Origin of the sequence: Pirellula sp. SH-Sr6A, assembly GCF_001610875.1 — a bacterium.
Taxonomy (GTDB): Bacteria; Planctomycetota; Planctomycetia; order Pirellulales; family Pirellulaceae; genus JBKCUI01.
In genome coordinates this window covers 5,471,561-5,488,208 of record NZ_CP011272.1, presented here as the reverse complement: position 1 = coordinate 5,488,208, position 16,648 = coordinate 5,471,561, and the positions used below count along the sequence as shown (strand labels likewise).

At 54.5% G+C, this 16,648-nt stretch carries 14 protein-coding genes; 6 read left to right on the top strand and 8 right to left on the bottom strand.

Translation table 11 applies throughout. The annotated features are described in order from the left end of the window. Nucleotides 1-134: 134 nt before the first annotated feature. Together VN12_RS21355 and VN12_RS21350 are read right to left on the bottom strand one after the other, a co-directional pair. Nucleotides 135-584, bottom strand: a complete 450-nt coding sequence (locus tag VN12_RS21355) for a hypothetical protein (RefSeq protein ID WP_146678700.1) — start codon at nt 582-584, stop codon at nt 135-137. A 108-nt stretch (nt 585-692) separates the two neighbouring features. After that, entirely contained in the window at nt 693-950 is a 258-nt protein-coding gene (locus VN12_RS21350; RefSeq protein WP_146678699.1) for a hypothetical protein, read from the bottom strand. Between the two features lie 177 nt (nt 951-1,127). On the opposite strand from VN12_RS21350, the gene VN12_RS21345 reads away from it, so the two are divergent. Then, nucleotides 1,128-2,072: an SMP-30/gluconolactonase/LRE family protein gene (locus tag VN12_RS21345; RefSeq protein WP_146678698.1), complete on the top strand. Its 945-nt coding sequence runs from the start codon at nt 1,128-1,130 to the stop codon at nt 2,070-2,072. 94 nt (nt 2,073-2,166) lie between these two features. Here the strand turns inward: VN12_RS21345 and VN12_RS21340 are convergent, their stop codons facing one another. Then, a complete protein-coding gene (locus tag VN12_RS21340) occupies nt 2,167-3,594 on the bottom strand; it encodes a hypothetical protein (RefSeq protein ID WP_146678697.1) in 1,428 nt (475 codons plus the stop codon). Nucleotides 3,595-3,746: 152 nt separating this feature from the next. Next, nucleotides 3,747-5,120 carry a DUF6265 family protein gene (locus tag VN12_RS21335; RefSeq protein WP_146678696.1) on the bottom strand — a complete coding sequence of 458 codons (1,374 nt, stop codon included), beginning with the start codon at nt 5,118-5,120 and terminating at the stop codon, nt 3,747-3,749. A gap of 105 nt (nt 5,121-5,225) precedes the next feature. Here VN12_RS21335 and dnaX point away from each other — a divergent pair, with 105 nt between their 5' ends. Continuing rightward, nucleotides 5,226-7,232: a DNA polymerase III subunit gamma/tau gene (gene dnaX / locus VN12_RS21330; protein ID WP_146678695.1), complete on the top strand. Its 2,007-nt coding sequence runs from the start codon at nt 5,226-5,228 to the stop codon at nt 7,230-7,232. A 51-nt stretch (nt 7,233-7,283) separates the two neighbouring features. Here the strand turns inward: dnaX and ruvA are convergent, their stop codons facing one another. The 4 genes from ruvA to VN12_RS21310 all read right to left on the bottom strand — a co-directional run bounded on the left by ruvA (nt 7,284) and on the right by VN12_RS21310 (nt 12,330). Then, nucleotides 7,284-7,919: a Holliday junction branch migration protein RuvA gene (gene ruvA, locus VN12_RS21325; protein WP_146678694.1), complete on the bottom strand. Its 636-nt coding sequence runs from the start codon at nt 7,917-7,919 to the stop codon at nt 7,284-7,286. Next, nucleotides 7,916-8,476, bottom strand: coding sequence for a crossover junction endodeoxyribonuclease RuvC (gene ruvC / locus VN12_RS21320; protein ID WP_240491220.1), 561 nt, complete (start codon nt 8,474-8,476; stop codon nt 7,916-7,918). The genes ruvA and ruvC overlap by 4 nt, the downstream gene beginning before the upstream one ends. Continuing rightward, nucleotides 8,473-10,056 (bottom strand): PQQ-binding-like beta-propeller repeat protein, encoded by a 1,584-nt coding sequence (locus VN12_RS21315; RefSeq protein WP_168164550.1) that lies wholly within the window; start codon nt 10,054-10,056, stop codon nt 8,473-8,475. Before VN12_RS21315 ends, ruvC begins: the two co-directional genes overlap by 4 nt. A gap of 186 nt (nt 10,057-10,242) precedes the next feature. Beyond that, nucleotides 10,243-12,330: a carboxy terminal-processing peptidase gene (locus tag VN12_RS21310; RefSeq protein ID WP_168164549.1), complete on the bottom strand. Its 2,088-nt coding sequence runs from the start codon at nt 12,328-12,330 to the stop codon at nt 10,243-10,245. A gap of 268 nt (nt 12,331-12,598) precedes the next feature. Here VN12_RS21310 and rpmI point away from each other — a divergent pair, with 268 nt between their 5' ends. The 4 genes from rpmI (at nt 12,599) to pheT (ending at nt 16,646) form a co-directional block, all read left to right on the top strand. Further along, nucleotides 12,599-12,802 carry a 50S ribosomal protein L35 gene (gene rpmI / locus VN12_RS21305; RefSeq protein ID WP_409994262.1) on the top strand — a complete coding sequence of 68 codons (204 nt, stop codon included), beginning with the start codon at nt 12,599-12,601 and terminating at the stop codon, nt 12,800-12,802. 200 nt (nt 12,803-13,002) lie between these two features. After that, nucleotides 13,003-13,362, top strand: a complete 360-nt coding sequence (rplT, locus tag VN12_RS21300; RefSeq protein WP_146678690.1) for a 50S ribosomal protein L20 — start codon at nt 13,003-13,005, stop codon at nt 13,360-13,362. A gap of 189 nt (nt 13,363-13,551) precedes the next feature. Beyond that, nucleotides 13,552-14,586 (top strand): phenylalanine--tRNA ligase subunit alpha, encoded by a 1,035-nt coding sequence (gene pheS / locus VN12_RS21295; RefSeq protein ID WP_146678689.1) that lies wholly within the window; start codon nt 13,552-13,554, stop codon nt 14,584-14,586. Between the two features lie 29 nt (nt 14,587-14,615). Beyond that, complete coding sequence (gene pheT / locus VN12_RS21290; RefSeq protein ID WP_146678688.1) at nt 14,616-16,646, top strand: phenylalanine--tRNA ligase subunit beta; 2,031 nt, start codon at nt 14,616-14,618, stop codon at nt 16,644-16,646. The last annotated feature ends 2 nt before the right edge of the window (nt 16,647-16,648 follow it).

The following is a 16,648-nucleotide window of genomic DNA, read 5'->3' as shown; positions in this document are numbered from 1 at the left end:
GGAGTTGTTGATGTTCCAGAAGTCTGTCGCCATTTATTTAGTGCTCTTTATCGGGGTCGGTATCGACCCCGGCTGCTGCTTGCGCGCCTGGATTTCCAACTCCTTCGCCTCGGCACTAACTGCTCCATTTTCCATTAGCAAACTTCACTCCGGTACAGGTCCCTCTCGCGACGGTTCGGCTTGTTGCGCCGAAACGTGCTGCGTGCAGGACGAAGGGCGAGCCGAAGAACATCGAACAGCCCATGTCGCGACCGACGAATCAAGCGATTGTTCGGTCGACGCGTTCCCATCTTCTTGCTGTCTGCGTCACGCCTCCAAGCCACCCGTCGGTGCATGCCAATGGGATGGTGAAGAGAGTTGCCGATGTAAGTTGTCCAAACCTTTAGCGACCTTCTCGTATGATGGCACAGCCTGGACACCGATCCTTCTTTCGGTTTGGATCGAAGAACCCATTGCCCTTTCAGCTGGAACTTTTCCAGCTCCTCGCCAAGGGATTCCCATCTGTAATACGAGCCCGCCGGAGCGGCTGGCGGAATTGTGTCGATGGAATTGCTGACATCGAGCAGATCGATCGGCATTTTCATTTCTATTGTTTGACACAGTTTTGGTTCAGGATTTACACAGATGTTCAAAATGAATTTAGGTTGGTTTGTAGCTAGTTTTGCCGCGTTGGTACTCGTCGTAGGTGTGACCTATGCAGCGAACCAAAAGAGTTCGATTTCGACCGCCAAAGCGGAATGCGTTTGCGCCCAATGCTGCGAGGGCGGCGTCTGCTGCTGCGAAACGGGCGTCTGCACTTGCGAAGCGTGCGCATGCGACTGTTGCGTCAACAAAGCAGGTTGCTGCGAAAAGGGAGCGTCATGCTGCTCCGAAAAAGCGGAATGCTGCAGCGTTCCCGCAACCACCGAGTGCACCGAAGCTGGTGCTTGCAGTGGTTCGGCTTGCAGCATGAAATAGTAGCGCGAAACCTCGATTAAAAGGCCTGTTCCATGCAGTCGTTTTCGGCTGCTTGGAACTTGGCTGGGGAGTGATTGCGATCCTCGAATGCGAATCGCTCGATCCGAGAGTAGAATACTTCTTCTTGAAACGGAGTTGTGTGTTTATCCTCTCACTCAAAGACTTAGACGATGCGTGCATTTTTTCTATCGACGATTCCCTTCCTCGTGTGCTTTCTCGGTGCATTTGCATCGACCCACTCGAGCTGCTCAGCGCAGGATTTCCCAACTGCTGGACCTGTAACGAAGGTTCACGACGGTTTTCAATTCACAGAAGGCCCTGCCTACGACGGCAAGAAATATCTTTACTTTACAGACATCCCCAACAACCGAATCCTTCGAACGGATTTGAAGGGAAGCCTCGAGGTCTTTCTGGAGCCTTCAGGCAAGTGCAACGGGCTGATGCTAGACGGGAAAGGGACCTTGATTGGCTGCCGGATGGACGGTGAACTCATTGCCGTGGATACCACTTCGAAAAAGGTTACCACGCTTTCGGGAAAGTACCGAGGCAATCGCTTCAACGCATGCAATGACTTGGTCATCGATCAACAGGGGGGAATTTATTTCACCGACCCTCGTTATGCGGCCCCTGAACCTTGGCCACAAAAGGTCGAAGCGTTTTACTACCGATCGCCCAATGGTGACGTAACCCGGCTTGGCGAACAATTGACTGCACCGAACGGCATCATCCTAGCACCCGATGAAAAGACCCTTTATGTTCTGCCGAGCATGCAGAAGGAACTGATGGCCTACGAAGTCGTCGCACCAGGCAAGATAGGTATCGGCAAGGTTCTTTATGAGATCAAACAGCCGGCAGGAAAAACGAATTCAGGTGGAGACGGTCTATCGGTGGATGTCGATGGGAATCTCTATTTGACCACCGATTTGGGGATTCAAGTTGTCTCGCCACAAGGGAAGCTGCTGGGGATAATACAATTGCCAGAACAACCTGCGAACTGCGCATTCGGCGGGCCCGGCAACAAGACCCTGTTTGCCACGTGCAGGACTGGCCTTTACAGCGTCGAGCTTGCCAAACCGGGACATGTGTTCCCTGGAGTGGTGTCGCTTCAGCCCTAGAACCGGCTGGGTCTTTTAGAGAGTCGAGCGGTCCTGGAGACTCGCTCGACGGATTGGCTACCCAAGTATGGAGGCGTGTTCGCGTATTGGAAGATTAACGAGTGGATGACTCTGCGTTCTCGGCGGTCGCAACCTCCAACGCTTTGCGATCGATCTTCTTCGGCCAGTCGATCAGCTCAAAGGTGCTCACAACCTGAGCGTCTTCCGATGCAAATGTTTCCATCTGCTCGGCATTGAGCATGAAGACTAAGACGGCACGACGGCCATTGTCGTTGGATAAGTGGTAGTGGATCCAAACGATGTCCACGCCCTGAACCGTTCCTCGCGAGGTTACCTTGATGGCTCGGAGCTTCGAGGAGGTCAGACTTTCCGTAGACTCCAGCAACTCGGACATCATGCCTTCGAGCGACTTCTTCACATCGCTTACGAAGCCTTCCATGCTCAATTGTTTACCAGGCTCGAAGTCCACCATGTTGGTGACATTGCACTGCGCAACGCGTTGGTTATCGATAACGTAACGAAACGTTGCTTCTTCGCCATTATCTCGATAAGTCGTCCATTTTCGATTGGCGAGGAATCGGTAATATCCCAAGTCGGATTGGAATTGCAGGAGATCCGCGTTCTCTTTCGTCGGAATACGGGATTCGATCGACGCGAGAGACTCGCTGTTGGAGAGCTCCTCGATCGAAGCGCGGCGGATTTGAACTTGAGCCAGAACCTTGAAGCCAGGCTCGTACTCCCCGATGTCGCGCGTTTCTTCGAGGTTGGCCGCGAACCACGTGACGGAATGGGTCTTTCGGTCGACTTGTGCTTTGGCGTCCAAGACGATCGTCGTACCAACTTGCCGGATCGAACCCGAGACAGTTCCCTTGAGGTCGAGTTGAGCGGTGGAGTCGTTTGCATCGACCAAGCAGACGGTGATCTCACCTTCGAGAATGGCATCGAGTCCGAGAAGTCGACAGGCAGCCTCTTCGTCCATCTGCCATTTGTCACTGATCTTCACCTTCGTCTTGGTGGTGATCTTGTCGAGGAACATCGAATTGATCGGGGGTTCCAGCAAGTCACGCTCGGCCGCGAAAAGTGGATTGTCTAGACAGGCAGTCGAGAGTCCTTGGTCATTGCAGAGGCGAACAATATCGAGGCAGGTATCGCGCAGTTTGGTTTTCGTGATGTGCCGATCCACTTGCACTTCCGATTCCGCTTGGGCAACTCGTAGATACGCTTTGCTTTCGGAGAGGGGAGTGCTGAGCAAGACATCTTCCTCGTAGTCGAGGTTTGTAGTGGCCTGCATCGGAACCGTCTTGGCCGAGGAAGGTTTCCCATTGCGGCTGGTAGCATCTGCGATCTGACTTTTCAGTCTTACTTCGCCGTGCGTCTTGATCACGGTACGGACACGAAATCGATTTCCGACGCCAGAGCTATCGTCCGATGCGAAGACCACACGCCCTTGGGTTACCCCCATGGCAATGCAACCCAGTATCCAGTTTCGGCGGTTGAAAGCGGAAATGCTTGGCTTCGTCATAGCTAATTTGAATTCGGAGGCTATAGGTTCGGATCGATGCATCTAAAAAGTCCATCGACCCGAAGACGAGGCGAGCCTGAGGGGAACCCGAATAACCGACAAACTCTCTCGAATTTCTCCAAATACCCAAGAGCCCTAGAGGTGGCTTTTCCTCACTTAGAACGCTCGAATTCGAACATCAATTCCTTCGACGCTCCATCCTTTTGCTTCATGCGAACGATTGCCTGCATTTGGGTTGGGGAGACCTGGATATAGGTAAGGCCGTCAAAGTGAAAGCGATTGCCGATTCGCTTCACAAATGGAAACTCCACATACTTGTCCTTTTCCTCCCAACCGACCATGTCGGCTCCGAAGTGCTTCAGCTTCAAGGTGACAGAACGGCCTGATGGCGAAATCGTGAAGACCTCGCTGAACACGGGTTTGCCATTCTCGGCGAAGAGAAAGCTCCCAACTAGAGAGCCTGCGATCGGCTCGCTCCAGGTCTCGACACACTCTCCCCCGAGTCCTTTGCCTCGCCAACTCCCTGCGAGCCACGACAAGGCATCGGCGGTGATGGGCTCGGGCGATTCTCCCTGAGCGAGCGAGATGCACATCGGTTCCAGGCTCGAGCTCGATTCCCCCGATGCCAGCTTCGAAGTCAGTTTTGTGAGCCCCGCCAAATTCGCTTGGAGCTGAGTGCGAGCGTCGTTGTCCGTGTGATTGAGAATCCCGATAGGACCGCGGTACTTTGAATTTTGGATAGCCTTGAAGACCTCCACATCGCGATCCCCTTCACCTATGACCAGAATCTTCTTTCCAACTTGATCACCGGCCGTTTGCATGCCATTGACATTGAGTACCAGCAAATGAGGAGCAAGAAGCTCGAGGACTTCTGGAAGCCGATCGAGTTCATCGTGAGCATGATGCAGGTTGTAAACGATCCCAACGTTCGGGCGATCGATGGCACGAAGCAGTTTCACCATATTTTCTGGCTTCCCAAACCAACCACCATGATTGTAGAGTCCCACTTTGCAGCCAATCTCGGCAGCCGCGTCCGCAATCGGCCGAAGCCTTTTCTTTTCGGACTCGATAAAGGATGCTTCTTGTTCCGCAGACATCTTCGCGCCACCTCCTCCCATCACCCACAGCTGTGGATGAATCTTGTTCTTGGAGATGACCGAAAGAATGTGTTTGGCTTCATCGTTGAGCTGGGTGGGAAACCACCAAGCGCTGATTTCGATCCCGTGTTTTCGTGTTTGCGAGATTTCCTCTTCGAAAGTAGGTATGTGCTCCGCCCGGTAATCGTACGCGAACTTTCGAATCCCCAGGTCCTGCAGCATCTCGGCTCGCTCGGCAGGTGTTCGCTTTTTGCTGTCGAAGGGAACGATACACCACGCTATCAAATTCTCGCGTGAATAGAGCCCCGCAGGTGCCGTTGATTGCGCTGCGACGGGGGAAGAAATCCACCCCAGGGCGACCAGCCAGACAATGCAAGTCCAACTGAGTGCCTGCGATCGAGATGGAGTCGTAAGACATAGAGAGTGCATAGCAAGCTGGCCTCAGTGCAGCGGAGGGAATGGCTGTTGTCGTCAGAGTAACCGGAGTATACTCAACCCCGGAAGCGATCGACTACCCGCTGGACATTGTAAGACATGGAAACTCCCTTGGATGCTACGACCGGAAATCAGAAATACACGGTCGTCGCACGTAGGTACCGGCCGAAAACCTTCTCCGAATTGGTAGGGCAGTCGACGGTAGCCCAGGCGCTGCTCAATGCCATCCATACGAACCGGGTCGGACATGCGTATCTCTTTACCGGGGCGAGGGGGGTTGGAAAAACCAGTACCGCCCGCATTTTCGCGAAGGCGTTGAATGCTTCCGCGAGCGCTGACGGAGAATTTGACCCTCAATCCGACATCGCCCAAGCGATCGACTCGGGTGAGGATATGGATGTCATCGAGATCGATGGCGCGAGCAATCGTGGGATCGATGAAATTCGACAGCTCCGCGCCAACGCTGCAGTTCGTCCCAGCCGATCTCCGTACAAGATCTACATCATCGACGAAGTCCACATGCTGACAACCCAGGCGTTCAACGCATTGTTGAAGACGCTGGAGGAACCGCCTGGACATGTGAAGTTCATCTTCTGCACCACGGACCCAGAAAAGATGCCGATCACGGTATTGTCCCGGTGCCAACGTTTTGATTTCCCCCCCGTTCATACCGATCAGATTTTGGGGCGGCTTCAATACATTTGCGAAAACGAGGGTACCGAAGCAGACGAAGCCGCACTGCAGATCATCGCTCGCCGCGCTGCAGGCTCCATGCGTGACAGCCAGTCCCTACTGGAACAACTGCTCAGCTTTAGCGGTAATCGGATCACCGTATCCGATGTGCATGCGATGCTTGGAACAGCCGACGAAACGAGACTGGCTTCGTTCGCATCCAAAATGATTCAACGCGATGCGGCCGGAGCCCTCGACGAATTGAACGTCGCAGCAGGAGAAGGAGTCGACGTCGGTCAGCTCGCCGAACAACTTCTTGGTTATCTGCGGGACATGATGGTCGTGACGGTCGGGTGCGGTAGCGACCTTATCAAAACCGCGAATCCATCCAGTCTCGAGCCATTGCGAACCTGGGGACAACAATGGGGCGTCGCCTCGCTGATGGCTGCGATTCAGATTTTGGATGAAACAATCGTCAAGATGAGGCACAGCGTCCAGAGCCGTGTACTCGTCGAAATCGCCATCGTCCAAATTTGTCAGCTTCAAGATCTGCAGGCCCTCACAGACTTGGTTAAGGCCCTGGCGTCGGGGCAATCCCTCCCTCCCCCCCGGCCGCCCGTTCATACCACGACGGCACTACCAACGCCTCCTGCAGGATCGTCGAAGCCTGCAACTCCAGCGCAGCCAGTTGTTCCAAGCACAGGTTCCTCGCAACAAAAACCTGCCTCCGCTGCAGCATCGGAATCGACCGAAGCAAAAAAAAAAGATGAGACCGTAACGGGAGCCACGCTCCCTTCGAGAAACGAACCATCGCCCGGGACCGAGAAACCCGCCGCACTGACCGCCGCTGCGACTTCGCCGACGACCGCGACACAAGCGAACGACCAAACCGCAGCCCTGTCCGTGTCGAAGGAGGGGGAACCGACTCCTAAAAATCCTTCCGATACGAACGTCGCGGACACTCCCCTGCATCAACTGCGAGCCGCAGCGCAATCGATCGGTGGATTGATTGTGGAATGCGTCAACATGATCACCCGTGTCCAGGTCGCTGACAAAGGAAAATGGAGAGCTTTCGTTGCCAAGGAAGGTCGATTTGCGATCGATTATTTCCAAACTGCGGACAATTCCAGAAAGCTCACAAGCTCTCTTGCTGACCAATTCCGCGTCGAAGCAGTTCTTGAATTCACTCTCACCGATGAGGTCGCCCCGCATGTTGAGAGCAAAGCGCCGGCACCCGTTGTCGAGGAGTTCCGACCGAGTGTTCCTCAATCCCAATTGATTCGCAAAGCGATGACCAATCCCATCGTTCAGCAATTTGTCGAAATGTTCGATGGCCAGATCGTTCGAGTAGATCCAGCTCAATCGATCCGTCCGGTCATCGCGCAAACGAGCACTTCCGAGCCGAGCGAACTAATCGCCGACACCGACGAATAGTATTCATTGCAAAAGAAATGTTAGTGCCGAGGACCTACCCGCCGAGAATGGTCACTTCTGAGAGTTTGCTTGGCGTTGGTAGATGGCTTGTATCATGGTCTCGGTGTCTTTGAATTTCTGACCGGTCGCGAGAGCTTGTTCGATCAATCGACGGGCATCGGCTTCACCGTGTCCCAACACCAGCAACGCGGCAAACGTTTCATCGACAACCCCGGGCTTTTGCACCTCTGCGTTGGGCATTTCTCGGCGGACCAAAAGTGCAAAGCGAGGCATTTTGCGACGAAGGGTCGCAATGATCTTCTCGGCCGTCGCCGCTCCGATTCCGGGCAAAGTGGAAAGCCCTTTGGCGTCTTGCTGCTCAATCATGATCGCCGTGTCTTGCACCGGACGGACCATGGCACGAAGCGCTTTCTTTGCCCCAACTCCATCGACCGAACAAAAGAGCTCAAAGAAGTCGCGTTCAATCGTGGTCAAAAACCCGACCAATTTCGGGGTGAGACGCGACCCCTGTGCTGCGTTTCCATCGATGTAATGCAAGGTGTGGAGGGAAATCGATTTCCCCAAGTCGGCCTGCAAATGCCTGCGGGTGTACTCGGGAATCGAGACTTCGTATTCGAATGGCGGAATGTGAAGGGTCGCGGTGTCGTTAGAAAGGCTCAACAGCTGGCCAGTTATTTTCGTGATCACTTGGTTTTCCTGCTCTTGGTGATGATCTCTGCCATGGGGCCTTGAGCATAGTAATGGCACAGAGCGATGGCGAGAGCATCTGCCACGTCAGGGGGATCCGGAGGAGCTTTCAATTGGAATTGCATCTGAACCGCGCGCTGCATCTGATCTTTGGGGGCGCGGCCGTTGCCCGTCAAAAGCTTCTTGACCTTGGTCGGTTCGTAAGAATGGACCGAAATACCCTTCTGGGCTGCCGCGAGAGTCAGTACTCCGCGAGCGTGCCCCATGAGGATCGCCGTCCGAGGCCGCGCGTAATGCGAATAGAGCTGCTCGATCGCAACCGCAACGATTGGATAGCTCTCGATCACCTCCGATATTCCGCAGTGCAGCTCCAGTAGCCGCTTGGACATGGATTGATTTCGTGAGACACGAATCACACCTGCCTCAATCAATTTTGGACGACCGGGTGTCCATAGGATGACCCCATAACCCGTCACTGCGAGCCCGGGATCGATACCCAGCACATACGACGTCTCCGATCTCAGTCCCGACCTGGCATTCGGTGGCGTCGAACTCATGGCGGCACCGATTTCGATTGGATCCCCTCCTCCGAGGGAGAGAAGAAACAAACCATTTCAGAGCCATTGCGCATGAGAATAAAGGGACCTGCGACCGCCGGATAATTCCATGTAACTCCATCGAGCACATCGATCGCATGCAATTCCTTGCCTTGATCGGGTTCTACGAGGATCAACCGCCCATCCTCCGAAGTCACCATCAGCCTGTTATTCACCATCAGCAACTGGCCTTGCCCATATCGACCTCCTCGCCAAATTCTCTTGCCCGTTTCTGGTTCGACGCACTCGAGTATGCCATCGCTCAAACCGTACAAGCGGTCGGAGTGATAAATGGCATTGGTCAATTTGGTTTTCAAAATCCGATGATTCGCCCAAACGTCTTCGGCCGACCAAGAAGCAGGGCCATCGGTTTGCGACTTGCCAATGCGAATCAATTTCGATCCTGCAGCGTAGCCTTTTCCGAGCAGGATGCGATCCGATGAGCAATCGACAGGCGACGACGAACAGGCGTCCGCATTGGAATGGCTCTCCCAGGGTGAACTCCAGAGAACGTCGCCCGTCTCCACGGAGTGCCCAGCCACGATGCCTTCGTGAATCGCGACGATCTGTTCGACCCCTGCGAGTTTCATCAACATGGGAGAACCGTATGCGATTTGAGCAGCTCCCCCTTTCCACTTCACTTCACCCGAACTGGCATCCATTGCGATGAGCGAACCCGACTGATCGGTGTCAGGCTTTCCACCCAACGGGTAAATAACCAAAAGTTGCCCCGAAGACTGCACCAGTAGCGGAGAACCACTGCGTCCCCATTTGATGGATTGCTCCGACTCAGATTGACTGGCAAACCCCTCTCGAAGCAAGTCTTTTTGCCACTCGATGGTTCCCTGCGACGCATCTAGGCAAGCCGCGATGCCAACGGCGGTTTGGATCCAAAGCTTACCGTCTTGCCAAGTCGGTGTAGAGCGAGGACCTGTCCCACCCATAGGTTCCGTATGCCGTCCAGGAAACCGGGTTCGCCACTTTTCCCGCCCTGTTGCGAGCTCGTAGCAAACGACGGCTTCCTCGGCTGGGTCCTGAAGCAGGGTCCACACCATCCCGTCGGCAACGGTGATACCCGACCAGCCATCCGCCACCTGGACTCGCCACAAAGGAGTAGGCCCTTTCGCGTGCCAATCCAAATCGATCGAAGGTGACTGGATTTTACCGCTGCGATCATTACCGAGAAACTGGGTGAATCGAGCGTGCGTCGTCCAAGGCTTCAGACGCTCGACCGCTTCATCATGACCCGTCTGTCCGAGGCCTTCCCGGTCAGACGGGATCGACTGCGCACGCCATCGGAACGTTGGGACGAGCTCTCCGGTAAAGCCTCGAAACTCGAAGTAACGGGAAAACAATGCGATGGCCAAAATCACCGTCACCAAGTAGACGATTGTTGCGACCCACGGTAGTCGCCTCAGGATTCCTATCGTGAGAGCGAGCACGCCCACTGCGATCAACAATGCGGTTGCAATATTGGCATATTGATGATCGATTTCCTCGAGCGACCATCTCGCGACTGGCACCAAAAGCAAAACTCCCATCCCGATCCAGATCGAGAGGGGAGTTTTCTTAGATACTGAAGTTTTCGGAGCAGCGTCGCTCATAGGCTCTCTCGGGTTGTAAACCACTGGCACTGTATCCATGCCAAAAGGTCGCCACTGTCGCGCCCCCAAACCGTAGTGCATGACCGCCGGGGGAATGGCCCCGACGATCTACTTCGCTACGATCTACTTCGCTACGATTTTGTTGTTGCGACGGAGTGCTTCGACATAATCTTGGGTGACGTTCAGAACTTCTTCGTTATAGAAGTTCTTATAGAAGATCTTCCCTTTCTCTTCCTTCGCAATGATCTGCTCCTCTTCCACCTTTTCGGAGTTCAGTTCTTTGCGTCGAGCCATGTAATCCGACTCTTTCAAGGAAATGGTCTTTTCTTCTTTTTGGCGGACGTAGGAATCGATTCGAGCCAAAAGCTTTTCGAACTCGGGGTTCTTCGCGACTCGATCGTTGGCTGCATTTTGCAACGCCACCTTCATCGCCGGGTCGGTCATTTTGTAGTGCTTATGAACCTTGGCGGCGACTTTGTCCGCCGGGAGCGGATAGTCCAAGTCCGATTCGGAAATGTCGAGCTTGGCGGTGATCGAGGGGAGAACCACATCGGACGCAACCCCATCGAGTTGGGTTGATTTTCCGTTGGGGAGATAAAACTGTTGGATAGTCAGTTTTAAGCCGCCGTAGGATTTGGATCCACCGATACTCCACTCTTGAGCGAGGTCGCGGAGGGTCTGAACCGTTCCTTTACCATGCGTCTTGGGATCACCGACGATCAATCCTCGATCGTAGTCCTGGATTGCTCCTGCAAAGATCTCGCTAGCGCTCGCACTCATCTGGCTGATCTTTACCACGAGGGGTCCCGTCCAGATCATGCTGCTATCGGTGTCATCGAGCGATTCGACATCGCCACCAGGGGACTTCACTTGGACAACAGGTCCCCGTTCGATGAACAGGCCGGTCACGGCGATGGCTTCTTGGAGAGATCCGCCACCATTCTTGCTCAAATCGAGAACGATGGCATCGATCCCTTTTTGTTTGAAGTCGTTGATGATGTTGGTCAGGTCGCGGCGCGTGCTTCGATAGTTCCGAACATTTCGGCGAGCTGCATCCATATCGAGGTAGAAGCTCGGGAGGTTGATGTAGCCGATCCGATACTTCCCTCCATCGGGACGCATACCGTGTTCGATGATTTCGCCGCGCGCTGCCTCGTCTTCGAGTTTGATCAAGTCGCGAGTGATCTCATAAATTTGCGTTGCGCCGGTCCCGCCGGGTTTCACGTGGAGGCGGACGCGCGTTCCTTTCGGGCCACGAATCAGCGAGACGACGTCTTGCAGTTTCATGTCCGATGTTTCGACAACTGGCGAGCTCTCGTCCTGCGAAACGCCGACGATATGATCCCCTACCTTGAGCCGTCCATCCCGGTCCGCAGCCCCACCCGTAACAATGTTTTCGACAACCGTCTGTCCATCGTCGGGACGAAGGGTTGCACCGATGCCCGTGAATTCGAGCTTCAAGTGAACCCCGAAGTCCTCTTGTTCGCGCGGCGACATGTAGGTGGTGTGCGGATCCAAGGCATTGGTGAGGGAGGTCAGATAGATTTCCAACAATTCATCGACGTCGGTCTGCGACTTGGCCAAGTACAGCGTGCGATAGCGTTTGTGCAGCGTCTCACGAGCTTGCTCCAGCGTCTTGTCGTCCGCTTTGAGGGACAAGATGTTCAGCTTGATTGTTTTTCGAATACGATCCTTCAGTTCGGCTTCGTTGGCCGCCCAAGGAATCTCTTTGGCATCGGCAAGAATCGTTTCGTCGACGTTGAAGTCGTGATCTGCATCGATCTGCTCGTGGATGTAAGGCATCATCTCATCGAGGCGAGTCAGATAGCGTTTGTAGACTTTGTATGCAAATGCGACATTGTTGACCCGGATCAAATCGTCCAGTTTGTCGCGATAGACCAAGAACTCGTCGATGTCGGGTTGGATGAAATACATCTTGAGCGGATCGACATTGCGGAGGAACAAGTCGAAACCGCGAATCGACATTTCGTCATTGAATTGGGGGTGGGAGATATGCTCGTTCTCGACCAATCCCTTTACCATGCGAACGATCATGGCCGTGTTCGCTGGCGGTTCCTCCACGGCGGCGACTCTCGGCAATTCTTCCGCGACGGATATCGCGGGGACCGAAAAACAAGTCCCGCTGACCAGCAACCCAGCGATCGTCGCCCTTGCAAAAATCCGTGCCTTCCAATCCGCTTGCTTGCGCATTCTTCTTCGCCCCGGGGAGTCCATGGTAGGTAGTTTAGAGAGGACGGGTAGGATTTGTGCCCTCATCTTGTAGTGCATAGTAGGAGATGGTCACCCTCAAAGCAACATGGATAAACCTGGCGAAAAATCCGACCGCCCTTCTGACCGTCCAAGGGAATCTTCCGGAAAACTTGTTGAAATCGCGATTTTTGGCATCCCTTTACCCTTGGACGATTTTTAGACCCTCGTTAAACTCTGGGCCCTCGAAAATCCGAAGGACCACTCAATCATGACAAAACAAAAAACACACAAGTCCACACGCAAGCGATTCCGCCTTTCCGCCAATGGTAAGGCAAAGCACCGCAAGGCTGGAACCAGCCACTTGGCCATCAGCAAATCGGCCAAGAAAATCCGACAATTGCGAGGGACGAAGGTTCTCGAGCCTCAGTTCGAGAAGGCGATTCAGGAAGCGCTCCGCGGATACAGCTACTAGTATCGCACCGGCGTGGGCACGTTACCGCGTCGCAGCATTTCCTTCGAGTTTCCTTGAAATTCTGTAAATCCAAGGCCCTATTTCCATCCTGGTGTTTGGGTATTGAACGAACGCAGACCGTCGCGACGGGCCGCCGAAGCTGAGAATTGCTCAGACGTTTGCGTTGACCTGAGGCACTTTAGCAACCGAGTTGCATAAAAATGAGAACAAGAAAAGGTTCTGCCCGTAGGCAGGCGAAGCGTCGTTTATTCCAGCGAGCAGAAGGGTACGTCGGCGGTCGCCGCAGGCTGTATCGTACTGCAAAGGAAACGCTCTACCGAGCTGGCAAGTTTGCGTACCGGGATCGCCGCCGCAAGCGCCGTGATTTCCGCCGACTTTGGATCATTCGATTGAATGCGGCGGCTCGGATGCACGATCTGCGATATAGTCAGCTGATCGACGGTCTGAACAAGGCGAATATTGAGCTGGATCGAAAGATTCTCTCCGATATGGCGATCCACGATCCAGCAGGTTTTGCTGTGGTCGTAGCGGCCGCTAAGAGCGCTCTCGGCATCAGCTAGCAGTTTATCTGAGCGGACTGCCGTTCTGCGAACAGGAATGTCGATATTCCTGTCGCTCGCGAGTCGGCATTCCAGCGCTGATGGAGATTCACGAAACGGCCCCCTGGTAGGGCCGTTTGTTTTTTGGGTCAGCACTTTTCTGACCCTCGTTTTTCATAGTCTTCGGCGATCTCCAAATTGGAGCGAGTTATGTCGTTGAGTCGTTTCTTGGCAGCCCTGGATGAATTGGTCGAGGATGCCACGCGAAGTCTTGCATCCGTTGACAGCACGGAGACGTTAGAAGCTCTGCGCGTGAAATTCGTCGGGGCAAAGAACGGCGCTCTCAAAAGCGTCCAAAAGCTATTGGCTTCTGTAGAAGTTCCCGACAAACCAGCCGCAGGGAAGCGATTCAATGAGGTTCGCGACACGATCCAAGCGGCACTGGATGCCGCTGCAACAGGGCTAGGTGGAAACGCCAGCACTCACCCTTCTGGCCCCAAATTGGACCCCACCCTACCAGGACTACGGCCTCGGTTGGGGCAATTGCACCCCATCACTCAGACGATTGAGCATCTCAAGGAGATTATGGGGCGACTGGGATTTTCGGTTACAGAAGGTCCCGAAATTGAAGACACATGGCACAACTTCGTCGCGCTTAATATCCCAGAAGATCACCCCGCTCGCGATCCGCTCGACAATTTCTATCTAGCGACCGCCAACAAACAAGCCGCTTCTGACCACGATGCGATGCTGCTTCGAAGCCAGACGAGCACCGTGCAGATCCGTGTTATGGAAAGCCAACCGCTTCCATTGCGAATCATTTCGTTGGGCCGGGTTTACCGTCCGGATGCGCCCGACGCTACCCACTTCCCCATGTTCCATCAAATGGAAGGGTTGTGGGTCGATAAGCATGTGACCATGGCGCAGCTCAAAAGCGTACTGAGGCTCTTTGCGACTAGCTATCTCGGTAGTGATGTCAATGTGCGGTTCCGACCCTCGTTCTTTCCCTTCACCGAGCCCAGCGTAGAAGTGGATTATTGGTGGAACGGGCAATGGATCGAATTCGGGGGAGCAGGGATGGTCGATCCGAATGTATTCGCTCATTTGAATATCGATCCCGAGCAGTACTCAGGTTTTGCCTTTGGACTGGGAGTGGAACGTCTCTGCATGCGACGTTTCGGCATTACCGACATTCGCGATTTATATCGAAGCGACGTCCGTTTCCTTCGTCAGTTCGCGTCGTAGATCGTCTTTTTGAGAGAAGTGAATTCGCCATGCTGGTATCTTGGGAATGGTTGTCGGACTACGTCGATCTCACCGTGGATCATGATGAGATGGCGACGCGATGGGCATTGACCGGATTGAATCACGAGAGCACCGAGTTGATCGAAGGTGTTCCAGTGATCGACTTAGAGGTAACGAGCAATCGCGGTGACTGTCTCGGGCACATTGGAATCGCCAGGGAAGCCGCCGTGCTCCTGTCGCAAACGCTCCGGATCCCCCAACCCAACCCCTCGGAGAGTGGCTCCGCGGTCTCGGAACAATTGCGTATTACCAACCAATTCCCCGAGGGATGTCCACGCTACATCGGTCGATTGATACGCGGAGTGAATGTTGGTCCTAGTCCTGAATGGTTGCAAAAGCGACTGCGCGCCATCGGTGTCAAATCGATCAACAACGTTGTCGACGCGACCAACTACGTGATGTTTGAATGCGGCCAGCCTCTGCACGCCTTCGACTTCGCACAGATTCGGGGCGGCCATATCATCGTTCGCAGAGCAGAGCCCAAAGAGACCTTTGTGGCAATCGATCACAAAACCTATTCCCTCGACCAGGATATGGTCGTCATCGCCGATAGCGAACGACCGGTCGCCCTGGGGGGGGTGATGGGTGGCGTCGATAGCGAAGTCACCGAACAAACCGTAGATGTTTTGCTCGAAGCAGCCGATTTCGTTCCGATGGCTATTCGGCGAACGGCTCGCAAACTCAAGCTTCACTCGCCCGCCTCCCATCGATACGAGCGACGCGTCGACGCAGAGCAACTCGAATGGGCTTCGAAGCGTTGCTGCGAGCTCATTCTGAAACTTGCAGGGGGAACGCTTCAATTGGGCTCGGTCGACACGGGTCGCCCGGGGCGCTCGGTTCCCGAGATAACTCTGCGAGAAGAGCGCATCGCGAAGGTTTTAGGGATTGAAGTACCGTGGACAACGTCGGTGGACATTCTCAAGCGATTGGGGTGTTCGGTCGTCCAAAGCGAGTCTTCGGGAACAGCCGCAGTATTGCCTCCTTCCTACCGAATGGATCTGACCCGCGAAATCGATTTGATCGAAGAGGTCGCCCGCATCTACGGCTACGACAAGATTCCGGAGGATGCGGTAGTACCGATGGTGGCCAGCGCTCGGAGGCCCAAGGACACGATGATGCAGACCGTTCGCAACGTTTGCTGCGGGTTTGGTTTTTCCGAGGCGATGACTCCGAGCTTGATATCCAAATCGCCCGCCTCCTCGATTTCGCCTTGGACGGAGATTGCTCCGCTGGCTACGGTCGTGCCATTGTTGGAGGGCGCCAGCCAACTTCGCCGATCGCTGGTTCCTAGTTTGATCGGTTCGAGACTCCACAACCAACAGCAGTCGAACAAGGACGTGCACCTTTTCGAAACCTCTAACGTTTACTTGCCAGTGACCGCGGGCCTGCCCAAGGAACAATTCCATTTGGGTGTACTCGGTGGAGTTGATTTACGGGAGGTGGTCGGTCTCTTTGAGGAGGTGATCGGGCGCGTCTGCGGTTGGGATCTGTTCGAAAAGCAGATTCAAAAGGAAGTGGTTTCGTGGCCGTTCCTCCAAGCTGAATCGGGGGTGCAGTGGACACTCGACGGACATGCGCTCGCCTGGGCAGGAATCGTATCGCGATCGATTGCGGACGGAATGAAGCTCGACGCGGCGGTAGGAGTGGGCGAGCTAAACCTGGATCGGCTTTTGACTCGGGCGCGGGAAGTTCCTCGGTTGCAGGGGATCGTTCCGTTCCCTGCCGTCGACCGAGACTTGAATCTGATCGTCGACGAGCCTTTGCGATGGCTCGAACTGGAACAAGCCGTTCGACATGCAGCAGGCCCCTTATGTGTCGGAATTGCGTTCCAAGAGGTTTATCGCGACACGAAGAAAGATGGCGAAGGGAAGAAGCGGATTCTGTTTAGCCTCCAGCTGCAGAGCGCGACGGAAACGCTGACCAGTTCCCAAGCCGATGAAGTAATCCAGCAGGTTGTGAGCCGATGCAAGGAACAGTTTGGCGCCTCGCTCCTAGCATAACA

Bases quoted from the DNA above. Each gene is read 5' to 3' on its own strand.
- pheS (WP_146678689.1), top strand. From the start codon at position 13,552: ATGTCGTTGAGTCGTTTCTTGGCAGCCCTGGATGAATTGGTCGAGGAT.
- VN12_RS21315 (WP_168164550.1), bottom strand. From the start codon at position 10,056: ATGGGAGTTTTGCTTTTGGTGCCAGTCGCGAGATGGTCGCTCGAGGAA.
- pheT (WP_146678688.1), top strand. From the start codon at position 14,616: ATGCTGGTATCTTGGGAATGGTTGTCGGACTACGTCGATCTCACCGTG.
- VN12_RS21335 (WP_146678696.1), bottom strand. From the start codon at position 5,120: ATGCACTCTCTATGTCTTACGACTCCATCTCGATCGCAGGCACTCAGT.
- VN12_RS21355 (WP_146678700.1), bottom strand. From the start codon at position 584: ATGAAAATGCCGATCGATCTGCTCGATGTCAGCAATTCCATCGACACA.
- dnaX (WP_146678695.1), top strand. From the start codon at position 5,226: ATGGAAACTCCCTTGGATGCTACGACCGGAAATCAGAAATACACGGTC.
- VN12_RS21350 (WP_146678699.1), bottom strand. From the start codon at position 950: ATGCTGCAAGCCGAACCACTGCAAGCACCAGCTTCGGTGCACTCGGTG.
- ruvC (WP_240491220.1), bottom strand. From the start codon at position 8,476: ATGAGTTCGACGCCACCGAATGCCAGGTCGGGACTGAGATCGGAGACG.
- VN12_RS21345 (WP_146678698.1), top strand. From the start codon at position 1,128: ATGCGTGCATTTTTTCTATCGACGATTCCCTTCCTCGTGTGCTTTCTC.
- VN12_RS21310 (WP_168164549.1), bottom strand. From the start codon at position 12,330: ATGCGCAAGCAAGCGGATTGGAAGGCACGGATTTTTGCAAGGGCGACG.
- rplT (WP_146678690.1), top strand. From the start codon at position 13,003: ATGAGAACAAGAAAAGGTTCTGCCCGTAGGCAGGCGAAGCGTCGTTTA.
- VN12_RS21340 (WP_146678697.1), bottom strand. From the start codon at position 3,594: ATGACGAAGCCAAGCATTTCCGCTTTCAACCGCCGAAACTGGATACTG.
- rpmI (WP_409994262.1), top strand. From the start codon at position 12,599: ATGACAAAACAAAAAACACACAAGTCCACACGCAAGCGATTCCGCCTT.